Genomic DNA, 18,210 nt, shown 5'->3' with positions numbered 1-18,210 from the left:
ACGTTCAGAATGCTGGTGAACTTTGCGTTAAACCGGGCTGATTTCACATTAACCAAAGGATTTCGAGGCAGATGAGCGAAGAGAAGACGGGATTGATCCAGAGCGCCGACGGCAAGACCCGCTGCTTCTGGCCAGGCGAACTGCCCGACTATCTGGAGTATCACGACCGGGAATGGGGTCGTCCCGTGAGCAACGACCACCGCCTGTTCGAAAAGATCTGCCTCGAAGGTTTCCAGTCCGGCCTGTCCTGGCTGACCATCCTGCGCAAACGCGAGAATTTTCGTGAAGCCTTCGACGGGTTCGACTTCGAGCGCGTTGCCCGCTTTACGGAGAAGGATGTGGAACGGCTTCTGGGCAATGCCGGCATTGTGCGCCACGGCGGCAAGATCCGCTCCACCATCAACAATGCGCAGCGCGCCATTGAAGTGTGCGAGAAGGAAGGATCGCTCGCCCGTTATTTCTGGAGCTTTGAGCCGCAGCCGGATGAACGCCCCGACCTCGTCGACTACAAGACGCTCATCGCCAATCCCAAGACCGAGATCTCGACGCGGATTTCCAAAGATCTCAAGAAAAGAGGCTGGTCCTTTGTCGGCCCGACCACGGTCTACGCCTTCATGCAGGCGATGGGGCTCGTCAACGATCACATAGAGGGCTGCGCCTGCCGCGCAGAGGTGGAAAAGGAGCGGCAGGCCTTCCGCAGGCCCGTCTGAAGCGCGATCCCTGCCTGCCAGCCTCCGATAAAGACGGGCGAGCGCAAAAATTGTGTCGCTCAGCCTGATCGAAAATCTTGACTCACCAGCAGGCGCTTACTATCTCAAAGCCGCGTTAGCACTCTCCAAGAGGGAGTGCTAATGACGTGTCCGGCACCCGCCGGACGGAGGAAAAGCCTAATTCATCATCCGAATCAAGGGTTCAGAGAACATGGCCAACACGAACTTTCGCCCGCTTCATGACCGTGTGGTCGTCCGCCGGGTAGAGTCTGAAGAAAAGACCGCAGGTGGCATCATCATCCCGGACACCGCCAAGGAAAAGCCGCAGGAAGGCGAGATCGTCGCTGTCGGTTCCGGTGCGCGTGACGAGGCTGGCAAGCTGGTCGCGCTGGACGTCAAGGCAGGCGACCGCGTCCTGTTCGGCAAGTGGTCCGGCACCGAAGTGAAGCTCAATGGCGAGGATCTCCTGATCATGAAGGAATCCGACATCATGGGCATCATCGGCTAACCCACGCCACCAGATCGAAACGGTAACAGAGTTTCTCCAGAAGCTCAGGAGCTAGAGAAATATGGCTGCAAAAGAAGTAAAGTTCGCCCGCGACGCGCGTGAGCGCATGCTCAAGGGCGTGAACATCCTCGCCGACGCTGTGAAGGTGACCCTCGGCCCGAAAGGCCGCAACGTTGTCATCGACAAGTCCTTCGGCGCACCGCGCATCACCAAGGACGGCGTGACGGTTGCCAAGGAAATCGAGCTTGAGGACAAGTTCGAGAACATGGGCGCACAGATGGTGCGTGAAGTCGCTTCCAAGACCAACGACATCGCTGGTGACGGCACGACGACCGCTACGGTTCTCGCTCAGGCAATCGTTCAGGAAGGCGCCAAGGCAGTTGCCGCCGGCATGAACCCGATGGACCTGAAGCGCGGTATCGACAAGGCCGTTGCCGAAGTCGTCGAGTACCTCTCTTCCTCCACGAAGAAGATCAACACCTCCGGTGAAGTTGCCCAGGTCGGCACCATCTCCGCAAACGGTGAAGCAGAGATCGGCGAGATGATCGCCGAGGCCATGCAGAAGGTCGGCAACGAGGGTGTCATCACCGTCGAGGAAGCCAAGACCGCCGAGACCGAGCTTGAAGTGGTCGAGGGCATGCAGTTCGACCGCGGCTACCTCTCCCCGTACTTCGTTACGAACCCGGAGAAGATGATTGCCGAGCTCGAGGATGCATACATCCTGCTCCACGAGAAGAAGCTCTCCAACCTGCAGGCCATGCTGCCGGTTCTGGAATCGGTCGTTCAGTCGTCCAAGCCGCTCATCATCATTGCTGAAGACGTGGAAGGCGAGGCTCTGGCCACGCTCGTCGTCAACAAGCTGCGCGGCGGCCTGAAGATCGCTGCTGTGAAGGCTCCGGGCTTCGGCGACCGCCGCAAGGCCATGCTCGAGGACATCGCGATCCTCACCGGCGGCCAGGTCATCTCCGAAGACCTCGGCATCAAGCTTGAGAACGTCACGCTCGACATGCTCGGCCGCGCGAAGAAGGTTGCGATCTCCAAGGAGAACACGACCATCGTTGACGGTGCAGGTCAGAAGGCCGAGATCGAAGGCCGCGTTGCCCAGATCAAGGCACAGATCGAAGAGACCTCTTCCGATTACGACCGCGAGAAGCTGCAGGAACGCCTTGCGAAGCTCGCAGGCGGCGTTGCCGTGATCCGCGTCGGCGGCTCGACCGAGGTCGAGGTGAAGGAGCGCAAGGACCGCGTCGACGACGCGCTCAACGCGACCCGCGCTGCAGTCGAGGAAGGCATCGTCCCCGGTGGCGGCACCGCGCTTCTGCGTGCATCCGCTCAGATCAAGGCGAAGGGTGACAACCCGGACCAGGACGCTGGCATCAACATCGTGCGCCGCGCCGTTCAGGCTCCGGTTCGCCAGATTGCTGCCAACGCAGGCGCCGAGTCCTCCATCGTTGCCGGCAAGATCCTCGAGAACGAGGGTGTTACCTTCGGCTACAACGCCCAGACCGGTGAGTATGGCGACATGATCGCCATGGGCATCGTCGACCCGATGAAGGTTGTCCGCACCGCGCTGCAGGACGCCGCTTCGGTTGCCGGCCTGCTCGTCACCACCGAGGCCATGGTTGCCGAGCTGCCCAAGAAGGACGCTCCGGCAATGCCCGGCGGCGACATGGGCGGCATGGGCGGTATGGGCGGCATGGGCTTCTAAGCCAGTCGCACATCGCTACGACAAAAGAGGGCGCTCCTTTCGGGGCGCCCTTCTTTGTTTGGGACAGTCTTTTTGGGGGGGTGCTCAGGGCACCGCCGCCAGAAGCACGAAACAGGCGAAGATCACCAGATGCACCGCCCCCTGCATGATCGTCGTGCGGCCCGTGGCGAGCGTCAGTGTTCCGACGAAGAGCGTCAGAACCAGAAGCACGATGTGCTCGGGCTCAAGCCCCAGCGTGATCGGCTTGCCCAGAAACATCGACATGACGGCGATGGTGGGGATCGACAGGCCCACACTGGCGATGGCCGAACCGGTGGCGACATTGAGACTGGTCTGAAGACGGTTTGAGGCTGCCGCGCGCAGCGCCGTCACCCCTTCGGGCAGCAGCACCAGAACGGCGATGATCAGGCCGACAAACGCCTCTGCCAGACCGAGCCCCCGCACGCCCTGCTCCAGCGGGTGCGCCAGCGCCTCTGCAAGCACGATCACCATCAGCAGGGAAAGCGCGAGCATGATGCCGGCGGCGGCTGTCTGCCGCCCCGTGGGACGGCTGTGCATCACCTCGTCCACCACGGCAATGTCGACAAAGTCGCCCCGGTGCCGGACCGTCTGCACGAACAGGAAGACGCCATAGAGCACCAGAGAGACGACCGTGACGAAGGCGAGCTGCACGGTCGAGTAATACGGCCCTTTCACCGCCAGCGTGAAGTCGGGTAGGATCAGCGTCAGCGTGGCCAGCGTGCCAACGACGCTGAACGCGGCAACCGCCCCCTGGCTCTGGAAGGACTGCTCGTGATGACGCAATCCGCCAATGAGCAGGCACAGCCCCACCACGCCGTTGAGCACGGTTATCACCGTGGCGAACACCGTGTCACGCGCCACCGTGCTGTCACCCTCCGAGGGCGAAAGCATCATCGAAATGATGAGCGACGCCTCGATGACGGTCACTGCCACGGCCAGAACGACGGAGCCGAAGGGCTGACCGAGACGCAGCGACAGGATCTCTGCGAAATGGACGGATGAGAAAACGGTCGCGATCAGCAGAACGGCTGCCGGAAGGATGAAGTAAAAGCCGCTCTCGCCGATCAGGTGAAAATGTGCCGCAGCCGCCAGAAGGGCGGCAGCCACGGGAGGTCCGGCGGTTCGCCAGAACCGGGAATGATGCTGGTCTTTCAAAACGTCGTCCCCAAGCAACTCATTATGAAACAAAACGAAATTCCGCCTCGCCGGGCGAGACCTTATGGCGCGTGATAATTCATCGCCGGAAAGAAGAGCAATGGACAGTTTGTCAAAATGGCGGTCGATAGCGCACGGCCTGACCGCCAGCCCATTGCCAAATCCCCTCGCCCGCGCCATTAAACGGCAGCACTTTTCGGGCAGAGCCGGATCAGCACCGCTGCCCCCTTCCCGACGCGCGAATTGACAATGGAGCACGATCGCATGTCCAAGACCCGTACCGAGACAGATACATTCGGCCCGCTTGAGGTCGCCGCCGACCGCTATTGGGGCGCGCAGACGCAGCGGTCGCTGGGCAACTTCAAGATCGGCACCGAGAAAATGCCGATGCCGCTCGTGCATGCGCTCGGCATCGTCAAGCAGGCAGCCGCCGAAGCCAACATCGAAAACGGCAAGCTCGACCCCAAGCTGGGCGAAGCCATGGTTCAGGCAGCCCGCGAAGTGGTCGAGGGCAAGCTCGATGATCATTTCCCGCTGTCCGTCTGGCAGACCGGTTCCGGCACCCAGTCGAACATGAACACCAATGAGGTGATCTCCAACCGCGCCATCGAGATCCTGGGCGGCGAGATGGGCTCCAAGAAGCCTGTCCACCCCAATGATCACGTCAATATGGGTCAGTCCTCCAACGACACCTTCCCCACCGCCATGCACATTGCTGCGGGACGCGAGGCAGCGGAGAAGCTTCTGCCGGCGCTGCAGTATCTGACCGAAGCGCTCGACGAGAAGGCGAAGGCCTTTGACGGCATCGTCAAGATCGGCCGCACACACACCCAGGACGCCACCCCGCTGACGCTGGGCCAGGAGTTCTCGGGCTATGTGGCGGCGCTGAAATACGGCGCACGCCGGATCGAGGAGAGCCTCGCCGACGTCTACGCGCTGGCGCAGGGCGGCACTGCCGTCGGCACCGGCCTCAACGCGCCTGTCGGCTTTGACAAGGCGTTTGCCGAGAAGGTTGCCAAGATCACCGGCCTGCCCTTCCGCACCGCCGGGAACAAGTTCGAGGCGCTGGCAAGCCATGGCGCGCTGAATGCCTTCCACGGCATGCTGAACGCGCTGGCAGCCGATCTCTTCAAGATCGCCAACGACATCCGCTTCCTGGGCTCCGGCCCGCGTTCGGGCCTTGGCGAACTGAAGCTGCCGGAAAACGAACCCGGCTCCTCCATCATGCCCGGCAAGGTGAACCCGACCCAGGCCGAGGCGCTGACCATGGTCGCCACGCAGGTGATGGGCAACCAGACCACCGTCAGCATCGCCGCAAGCCAGGGCCATTTCGAGCTCAACGTGTTCAAGCCGGTCGTGGCCAACGCCGTTCTGCAGTCGATCCGCATTCTCACCGACGCCATGCAGTCCTTCGCAGACAATTGCGTGAAGGGCATCGAGGCCGACGAGACCCGCATTGACGACCTGATGCAGCGTTCGCTCATGCTGGTCACCGCGCTGGCTCCGGCCATCGGTTATGACAATGCGGCGGCCATCGCCAAGTCGGCCCACAAGCACGGCACCACGCTGCGCGAGGAAGCGCTCAAGAGCGGCCTCGTTTCCGAGGACGACTATGAGCGTCTCGTGCGCCCGGAACTGATGATCGCGCCGGCCTGATCGCCGCCGATCGCTTAAGCTCTCTCACCGGCCTGAAAACAAAGCATTTTCGGGCCGGTGATCCGCAATGAGATCACGGCGCTCGCGCTCATTGTCGTCTATTTTGAGAACACAGCGTCACCACTGGGGCAGTTTTTCTACACAATCGCGTCGCGTATATCAGCGTCAACGCATCGTTTGAAAAACATGGAACCCCAGCAATGTCCCAGAACGCAATCATCCTCATCGGCCGTATCCTGATTTCGGTCATCTTCATCATGTCCGGCTTCGGCAAGATCACCGATATCGGCGGCACCGCCGGTTATTTCGGCGCGGTCGGCCTGCCGCTGCCCGTCGTCACCGCCTGGCTCGTCGCCCTTCTCGAACTCGTTGGCGGCCTCGCCATTCTGGTCGGCTTTCAGGCCCGCATCGCCGCCCTGCTTCTGGCTGTCTTCTCCATTGCTTCCGGTCTGGTCGCGCATTTCGACTTCTCCGACCAGATGCAGACCATCATGTTCATGAAGAACCTCTCCATGGCCGGTGGCCTGCTTCTTCTGACCGCTTTCGGCTCCGGCGCTCTGTCGCTGGAACGCGCCAGGGCCTGAACCGGCTAAAATCCGCATCTCAGGGAGCCCGCTTTCGAGCGGGCTCTTTTGTTTTTATCGTTGTCCCGGTCTCTTCACGGTTCGGTGAGGCCGCTGCGAGATCATCTCAAAAGGCAGTGAGACTGTGTATCTTGCGTTGCACAGACCGGTCTCAACACGCATGTACGGCCATACGCCGCACAAAATGCGTAAGCCCCGCGGAGATCGAAAGATGACGGTGATGCAGACGACAGCGAATGACAGGAACGAGAAACCAAAGCGCTCCCTGCTGAAGCGCCTGGCTCCGCTGTTTGTCGTGGCCGGCGGTCTTCTGGCCGGCTATGCGCTGGGGCTGCACGAATATCTCTCGCTCACTTTCCTTTCGGAAAGCCGTGACGTTCTGCGCGGTTTCGTGGCGCAGAACCCGGTTCTGGCGCCGCTCGGCTTTGCCGTTCTCTATGCGCTCGCCGTCGCCTTCTCCTTTCCCGCCGCGTCCATTCTGACCCTCTTTGCGGGTTTTCTCTTCGGCTGGCTTCTGGGCGGGGCGCTGGTTGCGGTTGCCGCCACGATTGGCGCGTCCGCCGTGTTCCTCGCCGCGCGCGGCGCACTCTCCGGCGTCCTTGCACAAAAGATCGGCGGCCGCGTCTCGCGCATGGCAAGAGGCTTTGAGGACGACGCCTTCAATTATCTTCTGGTGCTGCGGCTCGCGCCGATTTTTCCCTTCTGGGTGGTGAATATCGCGCCTGCATTGTTCAACGTCTCGTTGCGCACCTATGCAACGGCAACGTTTCTGGGCATTCTGCCGGGCACCTTCGCCTATGCCTATCTGGGCCACGGACTGGACAGCGTTCTGGTCGCCGCAGCTGAAGCCGGGCGGGAAGTGACGCTCGGCGATCTGGTAACGCCGCAGCTCACCCTCGCCTTTGGCGCACTGGCGCTGGTCGCCGCGATCCCGGTCGTGGTGAAGAAACTGCGCCGCTCGCCCGACGCCTGACTGCCCTGAACAAGCAAGAGACTGCCCGAATGACCCTCCTCACTCCCGATATCTGCGTCATTGGCGCCGGCTCCGGTGGCCTGAGCGTTGCGGCAGCCGCTGCCGCCTTCGGCGTGCCGGTCGTGCTGATCGAGCGCGGCAAGATGGGCGGCGACTGCCTCAACTATGGCTGCGTGCCCTCCAAGGCGCTGATCGCCGCGGGAAAGCAGGCCCATCTGATGGGCAATGGCGCGGCCTTTGGCATCGCGCCGGCCGAGGCGGAGGTGAATTTCCGTCAGGTGATGCAGCATGTGGAGGCGACCATCGCCGCCATTGCGCCAAACGATTCCGTCGAGCGCTTCACCGCGCTTGGCGTTCAGGTGATCCAGGAAGAGGCGCGCTTCACGGACGCCCGCACGGTCACCGCTGGCGATTACGAGATCCGCGCCCGGCGCTTCGTGATCGCGACGGGCTCGTCGCCGCTCGTCCCGCCAATCCCCGGGCTGGAGGATGTGCCCTTCCTCACCAATGAGACGATCTTCTCGCAAACCCGCAAACCATCGCACCTGATCATCATTGGCGGCGGCCCCATCGGCATGGAGCTGGCGCAGGCGCACAGGCGTCTGGGCTGCAAGGTGACGGTGGTGGAAGCGCTTTCCGCCCTCGGCAAGGACGACCCGGAGCTCACGGCCTTCGCGCTCGCCAGGATACGCGAAGAAGGCGTGACCGTGCTGGAACACACCAGGGTCACGCAGGTGAGCAAGCGCGGCCGCACGGGCGTGCGCGTTCACATCGAAGACGCCGATGGCGCGCGCACCATTGATGGCTCACACCTGCTGATCGCCGCCGGACGCACGCCCAACATCGAGGCGCTCGACCTCGACAGGGCCGGCATCACGCATGACCGGCGCGGCATCACGGTTTCCGACAAGCTGCGCACGAAGAACCGCGGGGTCTACGCCATTGGCGATGTGGCGGGCGGGCTGCAGTTCACCCATGTGGCCGGCTATCATGCGGGTCTGGTGCTGCGCGCCCTGCTGTTTCGCCTCAATGCGCGCGAGAACCGGACCATCATCCCCTGGGCGACCTATACGGACCCCGAAATCGCCCATGTGGGACTGAGCGAAGAGGAAGCGCGCAAGCACCACCGCAGGATCAGCATTCTGCGCTGGCCCTATTCGGAAAACGACCGCGCCCAGACGGAGCGCAAGACCGAAGGCCTGATCAAGCTTGTCACCGACCGCAAGGGCCGCATTCTCGGCGCGTCGATTGCCGGGGCCAATGCGAGCGAGATGATCAGTTTCTGGGCGCTCGCCATCTCGCAAAAGCTCGGCGTGCGCGATGTAGCGGGCTATATCGCCCCCTACCCGACCATGACCGAGATTGGCAAACGCGCGGCGATCACGTATTTCACAGAGACGACACGCAAGCCTCTGGTGCGCGCTCTGGTGCGGTTTCTGCGTCGGTTCGGCTGATCAGCCTTGAGAGCGCCCACGACCAACAAAGCCGCATCTGGCCCGGAGAGACGCTGAGCGATGGCAGAGAAAATGGCGGGCGATACCGGCGAAAAGCCGCGCGAGACCGACACGGTGCCGCTGACGCGCGGCCTCTCCACCAAGCTTCTGGTTCTCACCATCCTTTTCGTGATGATCGCCGAAGTGCTGATCTTCATCCCTTCGGTCGCCAATTTCGGCATGCAGTGGATGATGCAGCGGCTCGAGAACGCGGCCTCCGTGAGCATCATCCTGATGGAAGGCGAAGACGAAAAACTCGCCCCGCCCATCCGCGACGAGCTGTTGATGGCCACCGGCGTGAAAGCCATCGCCGTGCGTGATGCGGATGTCTCCCGCATTCTCGTCGTGACCGACATGCCGCCCATGGTGGACGAACATATCGACCTTGACGCCATCACGCCGACGGCCGCCATTGCACAGACCTTCTCGACACTTTTCTTCGGCGGCGACCGTGTATTCCGCATCTACGGAACCGTGGGCGACACGGGCAAAATCTTCGAGATCCTGATACCCGATGCGGGCTTGCGCGACGCCATGCTCACCTATGCGCGCAATGTGGCGTTTCTCTCGTTGATCATCTCGCTCTTCACGGCCACACTGGTCTTCTACGCCATCAACCGGATCATGATCCGCCCGATCCGCGCGATGACACAGTCCATGCTCTCCTTCGCCGCAACGCCGGACGATCCGCGTCGCGTCATCTCGCCGGAAGAACGCGGCGACGAGATCGGCGTTGCAGAACGCGAGCTGGCGCGCATGCAGTCGGCGCTTCAGAAAACGCTGGGCGAACAGAAGCGGCTTGCCGATCTGGGACTGGCTGTCTCCAAGATCAACCACGACATGCGCAACATGCTGGCCTCGGCCCATCTGATGTCTGACAGGCTGAGCACGGTGGACGATCCGGCGGTGAAGATGCTGACGCCGCGCCTGCTGCGCACGCTCGACCGCGCCGTGATCTACACCGAAGGCGTTCTCAACTATGGCCGCACGCAGGAAGCCCCGCCGACCCGCCGCCGTCTGCGGCTTCATGCGCTGGTGGACGAGGTGCAGAGCGTGCTGCCGCTCGAAACCGATGACCGAATCGAATTCGTGAATGCGGTGCCGGAGGATTTCGAGATCAACGCCGATTCGGAACATCTCTTCCGCGTGCTGGCGAATCTTTGCCGCAACGCCATTCAGGCGATGGCGGGCGACAGCGAACCATCCGTCATCAAGCGCCTGACGGTCGCTGCCGACCGGGAGGACCACACGGCGCGAATCTATGTGACCGACACCGGCCCCGGCCTGCCGCAAAAAGCACGCGAAAACCTGTTTGCGCCCTTCCGCGGCTCCGCAAAAAGCGGGGGAACCGGGCTTGGCCTGGCAATTGCACAGGAATTGGTGCGGGCGCATGGCGGCGCGCTGGAGCTTGTGGAAAGCACTGGCGGACATACGGTTTTCGCGATCAGCATCCCCGATCAACCGCGTCTGGGCTGACCTTAAATGACGCTAATTGGACAAGCTGTGCAGATATCCAGAAAATTCCTTCGATAGCGCTTGCAATTCTACGCCGCACTCGCTAGTTAACCGCGGTCGGCGGCAGCGAACACTGCTTCGACAGTCGCCAAGGCGGCACGCGCCCGTAGCTCAGCTGGATAGAGCACCAGACTACGAATCTGGGGGTCAGAGGTTCGAATCCTTTCGGGCGCGCCATTTCCTTGAAAAATCGATGGATGACTAAGTGCCGCGCAGCATTGCGCTGGACAGTCCGTCTGTTCGATTGTTCGCCTCCCCAATCCGCACAAAACACCCCGCTTCGCATCGCGAAAGCACGGCCTGTCTTTTGAGACTGGAAACAAGGCGCTCTTACCGCCCTACAGCGCGCAATCAGGGGAGCGTGCGAACAAAGTCGCGCCACTCCCCTGATCGGCTCTCAGAGGCGCCCTGTGCGGGCGTTACGCGGCTGCGGGGGCTGCCTGCCCCTTCGCACCCACGTCTTTCTTCTCCATGAAACCATCGATCTGGTCGAAGGCCGCGCAGATGTTCGAAGCGAAGGCCATGAACGGGTCGCCATTCACTTCATCCTCCACGATGCCGGCGCAGCCGTCCGGTTTGCTTCCGGCGATTCTGGCTGCGAGCGCATCGACAATGGCTTCCTGATTCTCGGCCACCGTATATCTGGCTGACCATGCGCCGATACCGTCGCAGACGCGCTCCGCACCCGTTACGAGCGGGTACCATGCAGCGGCCTCGGGGCCCGCCGGGGCGGGTTCGAGCATGGCTGCGTTGATCTTCTTGCGCATCGCGGCAAGCGCCACATAGGCCTGCCGTTTTTTTGCGCCGATCTGGGGATCGGGCTGCGAAGCGTTCACAGGCTTCAGGGCGAGAAGATAGGCGGCGATCTTTTCCCGCGCGCTCTGGAAGCTGCGCTCCAGCTCATGCGAATGCGTGCGCGGCCAGATGAAGTAGCCGAACACAAGAATGATCGCTCCGCCGATCAGCGTGTCGACCAGCCGCTGCAGACCGTAATCGGTTGTGCCTGCGCCCGGCGACGTGATGTCGATAAGGATCAGCACCATCGGCGTGGCCACAAATGTCGCCATCCAGTAGGCGCGCTGCGCCGCCCACGGAAGAATGCCTGCAAGAACCGCCAGAACGCAGACCAGCGCGATGCCTTTCGGGAACAGGGCAAAGGCAGCAACCCCGACCAGAACGCCCAGAACCGTGCCGATGACACGGTGGACGGACCGGACGAAGATGGAACCCAGATCGGGCCTCAGAACGATGATGACCGTGAGGGGCGTCCAGTACCAGTGATTGCCATCGTTCACCCAGCGGGTGGCGAACGCGATGCAGACGCACAGCGCCAGAACGGCGGCGGACCTGATGGCCTCGCGGTCGAACTTCAAAGCCTCCGCGAACCCGACGCGCTTCGACACGGAAACCGCGCCTGAAGCCACGTGCGGCGGCGCGATTTTTTCTGAAGAGCCTGCGCTCCAGTACATCGCGGTGAAGTGCTCTACCGAACGGCTTAGCAGCGTATCGGCGAATGCGCCGTCGGCGGCCGGTGCAGGTTTTTCATCGCGCACCAGCGCTGCGAGACGCTTGAGTTCATGCGCAGCCTGCTCAAGGTTATCCGGCTTGTTCGACGCCAGCGTCGCGGTGAAAATGCGGCTGAGCCCCTGAAGGACGGACGACTCCCAATCGAGATGCGCCGAAGGCCGCCCATGCTGATGATAGCGGCCGGAAAGCAGGCTGGCGAAGCCCGTGGACATCTTGTCCGTGATCGTCCGGCGAATGGTTTCCTCTTCGGCGGCTTCGGCATTTTTGGAACGCGCCAGCGCAAGCCTCGAAAGCCCTTCAAGCAGGTTGGCGACCAGAACGATGAAGGGGCGCTTGCGGAAGAAAAGCGCCTCCACGCCGAGCAGAACGGCGTAGAAGCCGCAGCCCGCGAGGAAATAGGCAGCCGGCTTCCAGAAAGGCGCAATCGCGGGAAGCGCGATAGCGATACAGCCCATGAGCAGCGCCTGAACCAGAGCGGAAGCGAGAACCGATCCGTAAGAGCCGATGAGCCCGACCACGAACGCCACCACGGTCATTGCGGCGACGACAAAGGCCCAGTCGAGATGCCCCACATAGCCCAGAAAAAAGCCAAGCGCTCCGATCGGCGCGATGATCGCGACCTCGCGGAACCGTTCGATATAGGGGCTGTCCTTCTCTCCCAGACACAGGCCTAGAGCGCCAAGCGACATGACCATGAAGGAGCCGGCGGAGCCCGACATGATCCCCGCCAGAATTGGCAGGGCCACGGACAGGGAGGCCCTCAGGCAGCGCCCGATGGGCCAGTGCGCCGGCTTCAGGCGCGTCAACTCACGAAGCCATGAGTTTGGCCGGGTCTGCGCCGCGTGCGATCGTGTCGACATTTCTGGATTCCCGTGCGTTTCAATGCATTTGGCAGCGAAGGCGCGCGGGATAGAAACCGAAGACGACGCCCTTCCTGCAGCGGAGACAGTTCAAGCGAAGATCGACTCAGCTCTTTGAAGGCGTCGTGTCTTTCTTGGTGATGAAATAGGGCAGATGCGCCTGGAGGACGTAGATCAGCACGGCCGCAGCCCAGCTGAACATGAGAATGCCGCTGGCCGCCGCCATCGGACCGACAAGCCGGGTTTCGCTCATCTGGGAGGCGTCGCCGAAGCCGAGCGTGGTGTAGCTGACCAGCGCGGAATAGAAGCCATTGCCGAAATTATCGACCAGGCCGAGCCAATAGAAGAGCAGCCCCCAAACCGTGACGGATGCAAACAGCGCGACCGAAAGAATCAAATACATGATCGTCAGGGAGAACGATAAAAACAGGTTCCCTTTTTCATCAAAATCCGACTTCAGCGCATAAACCACCTTGGCGATGATGATCGTCGCCAAAAGATGGATGAACATCGAAATGAGGCTGACGATAAAACCGACCGTAAAATCAAAAACCATGGATTGAAATACCTTATATTAAAATACAACCATCAATATAACCCATCTATATGTTATTATTCATAGAATAAGAATTTCAAGTGAATTCCATGGGAAAGTAACAGCCGGCGCACTGATTTCCCCGAAAATCACCCCGGGACCACCGGCTTTCAGGCGTTTCCGGCAGGCGTTTAACCGGCTGATTTTCTGGCTTCGCGCGTGATGCGCTCCAGTTCCTGCGCCAGAATGTCATAGACAAGCCGGATGCGTTTGCTGGTGCGCAGTTCGCGGTGGGTGACGAGCCAGACCGGAAAGCGCACGGCCTCAAGCGCAGGGAACAGCTCGACGATGCCAGAGGCGCGCTCGGCGATCTCGCGGCTCATCAGGCTGACGCCCTGCCCGCGCCGCACCAGCTCCCAGATGACCACCGAGTTCTTTGAGACCAGCCGAAAATCCTCCGCGCCAATCTCGGCTCCCACGCCCCTCAGGAATGCGGCGAAACGCTCCGCATCTTCGTAGCCGACGAACTCGTGCGGCGCGATGCCTGACACCGCACCGGGATGACCATGTGCGGCAACCCAGCTCTCGGAAGCATAAAAATGCGCCGTGCTTTCACAGACGAGCCGCCCGATCAGGCCATCCTCTTGCGGCCGCACATGACGGATCGCGATATCCGCCTCCCGCCGCCGCAGATCGCTCAGACTGTCGCTTGAGATGACGGCAATGGTGATCTGCGGCGCTTCACGGCGAATGCGCTCCATGATTTCGGGCAGGATATAGGCGGCATAGGTGTCGGTCGCTGAAATGCTGACACGCCCGGCCACCTCTTCCGCCCGCCCCGAGGCGGCGACACGCATGGCGAGCGCGGCCTCGCCCATGGCGCGCACATGCTCCAGCAGGCTTTCGCCCGTTTCCGTCAGAACCAGCTTCTTGCCGACCCGCTCGAACAGGGTGACGCCCAGATCCGCCTCAAGCTGCGCAACCTGTCTGGAAAGCGTCGGCTGCGTGAGCCCCAATTCACGGGCCGCAGCGGAAAGAGAGCCTGTCTCCGCCGTGGCGAGAAAGGCGCGGGCGCGGTTCCAGTCAATATTCGTCATGCAAATATGTATATTGGATCTGCAGTGTTCCGCAATTTTCAATTTTTGCGCATATGATAGGGAACGCGCCAAAGGAGACGATCATGTTTCGCACTGCCGACAATGCGCGTTTTTGGGATCGCATCGCACGCAAATACGCCAGCGACCCCATTTCAGACATGGGTGGATATGAACGGACGCTGGAGCGTGTGCGCCATTATCTGCGGCCTGGCGACCGGGTGCTGGAATTCGGTTGCGGCACGGGCACCACGGCGCTCAAACTCGCGCCTTCGGTTGAAAGCCTGCTGGCGACCGACATTTCCAGCGAGATGATCGCGATTGCGCGTGAGAAGGCCCACAGCGAAGGCATCGGGAATGTGACATTCGAGGTGGCCGCTCCTGAAAGCGCGGACTGGCCGGCGGAAAGCTTCGACGCCGTGCTTGGCTTCAATGTCCTGCATCTTCTGGAAGACAGCAGCCGCGCGCTGGGCAACATCCGCCAGGCGCTGAAACCGGGCGGGCTCCTCCTCACCAAGACGCCGTGCCTCAAAGACATGAACCCGGTCTTTCGCGTTGTCGTGCCGCTCATGCAGATGGTTGGCAAGGCCCCGCATGTGGACTTCCTGTCTGCTGCGGAGGTCAATAAGCTGCTGAAAAGGGCCGGCTTCGAGGTCATCGAATGCGCCTATCATGCATCTAACGGCCGCGACGCCCGGCCCTTCATCGTGGGGCGCAGGCTTTAGAACAGGGCTTATTTCTGGACCACCCGCCCCCAACCGGCTAACCATCCCGTTTGAGAGAGTGTGGCGGGGCCGGCGATCATGAACCTTGTGCACAAGACCGACAGCCAGAACACGGCGGGATCAGACCCGGATCGCGGTGTCCGCACGGACATTGGCGGTTACAGGCTGAACAGCCTGCATCTGGGCGCTGACAACGCCGACCTTCCGCCCGTCGTCTTCATCCACGGGGCGAGCGCCAGCCTGCTCGACCCGCTCTATTCTTTCCGCACTGCGCTCGAAGGGCGCACACGCCTTCTCTTCATCGACCGGCCCGGCCACGGAAAATCCGACTGCGGGCCGGAAAGCCTCATCCTGCCGGACGGACAGGCCGAAGCAATTGCGGCGCTGATGACCGCACGCGGCATCGAGAAAGCAATCATGGTCGGCCATTCCTATGGCGGTGCGGTCGCTGCCGCCATGGCGCTGAACCACCCGGACAGGCTCCTTGGAACCGTCTTTCTTTCGCCGGCTCTCTATCCGTGGCCGGGCGGGATTGCCTGGTATTATCACGCAGCCGGAAACCCGCATCTGGGCAGCCTGTTCAGCAGGCTCATCGTGCCGCTGGCCGGACGGCTTTCGATCGGCAGCGCCGCGCGCGGCGTCTTTGCGCCCAACCCGATGCCGGACGACTATCTGCACGCCACCCGCGCCCATGAAGCAATTGAGCCGGCAGCGTTCCGGCACAATGCCCGCGAAATATGCGCCCTGCTTGCCTGGACCGAACGCACCCACGCCCGCTACCGCACCATCAAGACGCCATCCGTCATCATCACCGGTGCAATAGACGATGTGGTCTCGCCCGACATTCATTCAGAGGCCCTCGCCCGCGACCTGCCCAGCGCGGAACTGCTGCGCGTGGAAGGGCTTGGCCACAAGCCCGATTATCACGCGACGGATCTGGTGGTTGCCGCCATCGAAAAACTCGCCGGCCAGACGCACGACCTGAACACCCTGAAAACGGAAGTCGAGCAGCGGCTTTAAAACCCTCCTCCATCCCCCTTTCCCGTTTTGCACAGCGCTGTCAGCAAACTGACATGCTTGCGTAGCGTGGCTGTCATCTGAGCCGGCTATTCGGATCGCGTTCACTCAAACGACGGTCCGCCCCCATGGTCAGCGCGTTCTTCATTTCAGCCCTGGTAATACGTAGTACCGCCTCCACACCGGTGGAGGGCTGAGCGATGTCGCGGCGCAAATCCGGCACGGCAACCTCCCATGACGTGGCGCGCGTGGCAAATGTATCGCAGGCGCTGGTCAGCCGCGCCTTCACCGGCAATGGCCGCATTGCGCCGGAAACCCGCGAACGCATCCTGAAGGCGGCTGAACAGGTTGGCTGGCAGCCCAATGCGCTTGCCCGCTCCATGGTCACGGGCGACGCCCCGCTGGTCGCCGTCATCACCACCCGCCTCAATTTTGACTGGCGCGCGCAGGTTCTCTCGCGGCTTCTGAAGGCCATTCAGGAATGGCATCTGAAACCACTTCTCTTTTATGCCGAGAGCGACGCAGAAGTTGACCGGCTGCTTGAAGAGGCGCTGAGCTGGCGGGCGCGCGGCGTCATCGTGACCGCCGGTGTCGTGCGCGAAAACCGCGCCGCCGCGATCATCGAGAAAGGCCAGTTTCTGGTCGCGCTTAACCGCCCGGCCAATCATGAAAAGGGCTTTTCCGTCGCCACCGACAATCCGCTTGGCGGGCGCATGGCAGCCGGGCTCTTTGTTGAAGAAGGCCGCAGGCGGCTTCTGGTTCTGGGCGGTCCGCAGGGAAGCTGGGCGCCCTCGCTGCGCGCCGAAGGTTTTTCCGAGGCCGCGCGCGAAGTGGGGCTGCACGCCGCCATCTGGAACAATGACGCCATGTCCACCGAGGCAGGCCGCGCCTGCGCAGAGCGTCTGCTCGCCCTGCCGGGCAACGAACAGCCCGACGCCGTCTTCGCCACCAACGACGCCATGGCGCTCGGGTTTCTGGATGGCCTGCGCGGCCACCGTTCGATCCCCGACGACATCGCGCTCATCGGCTTTGACAACCTGCCCGCCGCCGACTGGCCGCCCTATCGCCTCACCACCTTCGAGCAGCCGCTCGAGGAAATGATGCGCCGCCTGATCGCCCATGTGGACGTCCATGGCGATGGGCATTCGGGCGGTCAGGCGGAAGACCAGCAACCACAGGAAGAGAGCGAGCCGCGCGCCCGCCTCATCCACTGCAAACCCAAACTCATCACACGCATGACTGCCGGAAAGACAGAATGACCCTGAATGCCCCCTCCCGCCTCGCCCTTGGTAAGACGCTTGCAGAAAAGGCGGGCCGCATCGCGCTCGACTATTTCCGCGCGCCCGATCTGAAAACAGACAGCAAGGGCCCGGGCGACGTGGTGACGGAAGCCGATTTCGCGGTCGAGCGCATGCTGCGCGCGGCCATTCTCGAAGCGTTTCCGGAAGACGCGATCATCGGCGAGGAGCTGGGCGGCAAGGCCGTGGCCAAGGGCTACACCTGGCTTGCCGACCCCATCGACGGCACGGTGAACTTCGCCCGTCGCCTTTCCTATTTCTGCGTCTCGCTCGCGCTTTTGAAGGACGGCCAGCCCATCGCCGCCTGGGTGTTCGATCCGGTAACGGACGAGCTTTTCTGGGCAGACGAAGAACATGGCGCGCGCCTTGGCGACACGCCCATCGCCTGCTCGCGCAATGACAGCATGGTGGATGCGGTGGTCGGCCTCGGCTTTTCGGGCCGGCACGAGCCGGAGCTTTACCGGAACTGCGTCGCAGCGCTCAGCGACCACGATGTGGAGTTCCGTCGCCTCGGCGCGGGCGCGCTGTGCCTGGCCCATGTCGCCGCCGGTCGCCTCGACGCCTATGTCGAGCCGCACATGAACCCCTGGGACGCCGTGGGCGGCCTGTTCATCGCCGCCACGGCCGGCGCTGTCACAAAAGATTATCTGGGCGCGAATGGTCTGGAGCATGGCGCTCCGGTCTTCGCCGCCTCGCCGGCAACGGCAGAAAGATTGCTGGCAATCCTGCCAGCGATGGAATCCGGCACCCCGCAGCATCGGCAAAATGACACGCGGAGTGCCGGAGAAGCCGCGACCTAGGTCGCGCCCTCAACCCCTTGCGGAGAAGACA

16 protein-coding genes and 1 tRNA gene are annotated in these 18,210 nt (G+C 62.2%); 13 read left to right on the top strand and 4 right to left on the bottom strand.

Translation table 11 applies throughout. From position 1 onward, the window contains the following. Positions 1-71: 71 nt before the first annotated feature. The 3 genes from JYP46_RS02005 (at position 72) to groL (ending at position 2,926) form a co-directional block, all read left to right on the top strand. Positions 72-710: a DNA-3-methyladenine glycosylase I gene (locus tag JYP46_RS02005; RefSeq protein WP_206544679.1), complete on the top strand. Its 639-nt coding sequence runs from the start codon at positions 72-74 to the stop codon at positions 708-710. 211 nt (positions 711-921) lie between these two features. Further along, positions 922-1,218 (top strand): co-chaperone GroES, encoded by a 297-nt coding sequence (groES, locus tag JYP46_RS02000; protein ID WP_113154278.1) that lies wholly within the window; start codon positions 922-924, stop codon positions 1,216-1,218. A 61-nt stretch (positions 1,219-1,279) separates the two neighbouring features. Further along, entirely contained in the window at positions 1,280-2,926 is a 1,647-nt protein-coding gene (gene groL, locus JYP46_RS01995) for a chaperonin GroEL (protein ID WP_206544678.1), read from the top strand. 84 nt (positions 2,927-3,010) lie between these two features. Here the strand turns inward: groL and JYP46_RS01990 are convergent, their stop codons facing one another. Further along, complete coding sequence (locus JYP46_RS01990; protein ID WP_222473814.1) at positions 3,011-4,054, bottom strand: calcium:cation antiporter; 1,044 nt, start codon at positions 4,052-4,054, stop codon at positions 3,011-3,013. 312 nt (positions 4,055-4,366) lie between these two features. Between JYP46_RS01990 and fumC the strand changes: the two genes are divergently transcribed. The 6 genes from fumC (at position 4,367) to JYP46_RS01960 (ending at position 10,500) form a co-directional block, all read left to right on the top strand. Then, positions 4,367-5,758: a class II fumarate hydratase gene (fumC, locus tag JYP46_RS01985; RefSeq protein WP_206547119.1), complete on the top strand. Its 1,392-nt coding sequence runs from the start codon at positions 4,367-4,369 to the stop codon at positions 5,756-5,758. 200 nt (positions 5,759-5,958) lie between these two features. Beyond that, positions 5,959-6,342, top strand: coding sequence for a DoxX family protein (locus JYP46_RS01980; RefSeq protein ID WP_113154275.1), 384 nt, complete (start codon positions 5,959-5,961; stop codon positions 6,340-6,342). A 211-nt stretch (positions 6,343-6,553) separates the two neighbouring features. Then, complete coding sequence (locus JYP46_RS01975) at positions 6,554-7,315, top strand: TVP38/TMEM64 family protein (protein WP_206547118.1); 762 nt, start codon at positions 6,554-6,556, stop codon at positions 7,313-7,315. Between the two features lie 29 nt (positions 7,316-7,344). Beyond that, a complete protein-coding gene (locus tag JYP46_RS01970) occupies positions 7,345-8,769 on the top strand; it encodes a dihydrolipoyl dehydrogenase family protein (RefSeq protein ID WP_206547117.1) in 1,425 nt (474 codons plus the stop codon). A 60-nt stretch (positions 8,770-8,829) separates the two neighbouring features. Continuing rightward, positions 8,830-10,284 (top strand): sensor histidine kinase, encoded by a 1,455-nt coding sequence (locus tag JYP46_RS01965; protein ID WP_206547116.1) that lies wholly within the window; start codon positions 8,830-8,832, stop codon positions 10,282-10,284. Between the two features lie 139 nt (positions 10,285-10,423). Next, a tRNA-Arg gene (locus tag JYP46_RS01960) sits at positions 10,424-10,500 on the top strand. A 242-nt stretch (positions 10,501-10,742) separates the two neighbouring features. Here the strand turns inward: JYP46_RS01960 and JYP46_RS01955 are convergent. The 3 genes from JYP46_RS01955 to JYP46_RS01945 all read right to left on the bottom strand — a co-directional run bounded on the left by JYP46_RS01955 (position 10,743) and on the right by JYP46_RS01945 (position 14,342). Next, positions 10,743-12,710: an FUSC family protein gene (locus JYP46_RS01955; RefSeq protein WP_206547115.1), complete on the bottom strand. Its 1,968-nt coding sequence runs from the start codon at positions 12,708-12,710 to the stop codon at positions 10,743-10,745. A 106-nt stretch (positions 12,711-12,816) separates the two neighbouring features. Continuing rightward, complete coding sequence (locus JYP46_RS01950) at positions 12,817-13,266, bottom strand: ion channel (protein WP_113154270.1); 450 nt, start codon at positions 13,264-13,266, stop codon at positions 12,817-12,819. Between the two features lie 170 nt (positions 13,267-13,436). Then, the gene (locus JYP46_RS01945; protein ID WP_206547114.1) at positions 13,437-14,342 is read right to left on the bottom strand and encodes a LysR family transcriptional regulator; all 906 of its coding nucleotides are present in this window, start codon (positions 14,340-14,342) and stop codon (positions 13,437-13,439) included. Positions 14,343-14,425: 83 nt separating this feature from the next. Between JYP46_RS01945 and JYP46_RS01940 the strand changes: the two genes are divergently transcribed. The 4 genes from JYP46_RS01940 (at position 14,426) to JYP46_RS01925 (ending at position 18,179) form a co-directional block, all read left to right on the top strand. Further along, positions 14,426-15,064 (top strand): class I SAM-dependent methyltransferase, encoded by a 639-nt coding sequence (locus tag JYP46_RS01940; protein WP_206547113.1) that lies wholly within the window; start codon positions 14,426-14,428, stop codon positions 15,062-15,064. 78 nt (positions 15,065-15,142) lie between these two features. Further along, positions 15,143-16,084 carry an alpha/beta fold hydrolase gene (locus tag JYP46_RS01935; protein ID WP_206547112.1) on the top strand — a complete coding sequence of 314 codons (942 nt, stop codon included), beginning with the start codon at positions 15,143-15,145 and terminating at the stop codon, positions 16,082-16,084. A gap of 197 nt (positions 16,085-16,281) precedes the next feature. Then, positions 16,282-17,340 carry a LacI family DNA-binding transcriptional regulator gene (locus JYP46_RS01930; RefSeq protein ID WP_206547111.1) on the top strand — a complete coding sequence of 353 codons (1,059 nt, stop codon included), beginning with the start codon at positions 16,282-16,284 and terminating at the stop codon, positions 17,338-17,340. Then, positions 17,337-18,179: an inositol monophosphatase family protein gene (locus JYP46_RS01925; protein ID WP_113154266.1), complete on the top strand. Its 843-nt coding sequence runs from the start codon at positions 17,337-17,339 to the stop codon at positions 18,177-18,179. The genes JYP46_RS01930 and JYP46_RS01925 overlap by 4 nt, the downstream gene beginning before the upstream one ends. Positions 18,180-18,210: the final 31 nt, after the last annotated feature.

The organism is Nitratireductor aquimarinus (genome assembly GCF_017255295.1).
Taxonomy (GTDB): Bacteria; Pseudomonadota; Alphaproteobacteria; order Rhizobiales; family Rhizobiaceae; genus Nitratireductor; species Nitratireductor aquimarinus.
This window is presented reverse-complemented; position numbering and strand designations above follow the sequence as displayed.

What these genes read in the sequence shown, in the direction of transcription:
- JYP46_RS02005 (WP_206544679.1), top strand. Translation starts at nt 72, where the DNA reads ATGAGCGAAGAGAAGACGGGATTGATCCAGAGCGCCGACGGCAAGACC.
- groES (WP_113154278.1), top strand. Translation starts at nt 922, where the DNA reads ATGGCCAACACGAACTTTCGCCCGCTTCATGACCGTGTGGTCGTCCGC.
- groL (WP_206544678.1), top strand. Translation starts at nt 1,280, where the DNA reads ATGGCTGCAAAAGAAGTAAAGTTCGCCCGCGACGCGCGTGAGCGCATG.
- fumC (WP_206547119.1), top strand. Translation starts at nt 4,367, where the DNA reads ATGTCCAAGACCCGTACCGAGACAGATACATTCGGCCCGCTTGAGGTC.
- JYP46_RS01980 (WP_113154275.1), top strand. Translation starts at nt 5,959, where the DNA reads ATGTCCCAGAACGCAATCATCCTCATCGGCCGTATCCTGATTTCGGTC.
- JYP46_RS01975 (WP_206547118.1), top strand. Translation starts at nt 6,554, where the DNA reads ATGACGGTGATGCAGACGACAGCGAATGACAGGAACGAGAAACCAAAG.
- JYP46_RS01970 (WP_206547117.1), top strand. Translation starts at nt 7,345, where the DNA reads ATGACCCTCCTCACTCCCGATATCTGCGTCATTGGCGCCGGCTCCGGT.
- JYP46_RS01965 (WP_206547116.1), top strand. Translation starts at nt 8,830, where the DNA reads ATGGCAGAGAAAATGGCGGGCGATACCGGCGAAAAGCCGCGCGAGACC.
- JYP46_RS01955 (WP_206547115.1), bottom strand. Translation starts at nt 12,710, where the DNA reads ATGTCGACACGATCGCACGCGGCGCAGACCCGGCCAAACTCATGGCTT.
- JYP46_RS01950 (WP_113154270.1), bottom strand. Translation starts at nt 13,266, where the DNA reads ATGGTTTTTGATTTTACGGTCGGTTTTATCGTCAGCCTCATTTCGATG.
- JYP46_RS01945 (WP_206547114.1), bottom strand. Translation starts at nt 14,342, where the DNA reads ATGACGAATATTGACTGGAACCGCGCCCGCGCCTTTCTCGCCACGGCG.
- JYP46_RS01940 (WP_206547113.1), top strand. Translation starts at nt 14,426, where the DNA reads ATGTTTCGCACTGCCGACAATGCGCGTTTTTGGGATCGCATCGCACGC.
- JYP46_RS01935 (WP_206547112.1), top strand. Translation starts at nt 15,143, where the DNA reads ATGAACCTTGTGCACAAGACCGACAGCCAGAACACGGCGGGATCAGAC.
- JYP46_RS01930 (WP_206547111.1), top strand. Translation starts at nt 16,282, where the DNA reads ATGTCGCGGCGCAAATCCGGCACGGCAACCTCCCATGACGTGGCGCGC.
- JYP46_RS01925 (WP_113154266.1), top strand. Translation starts at nt 17,337, where the DNA reads ATGACCCTGAATGCCCCCTCCCGCCTCGCCCTTGGTAAGACGCTTGCA.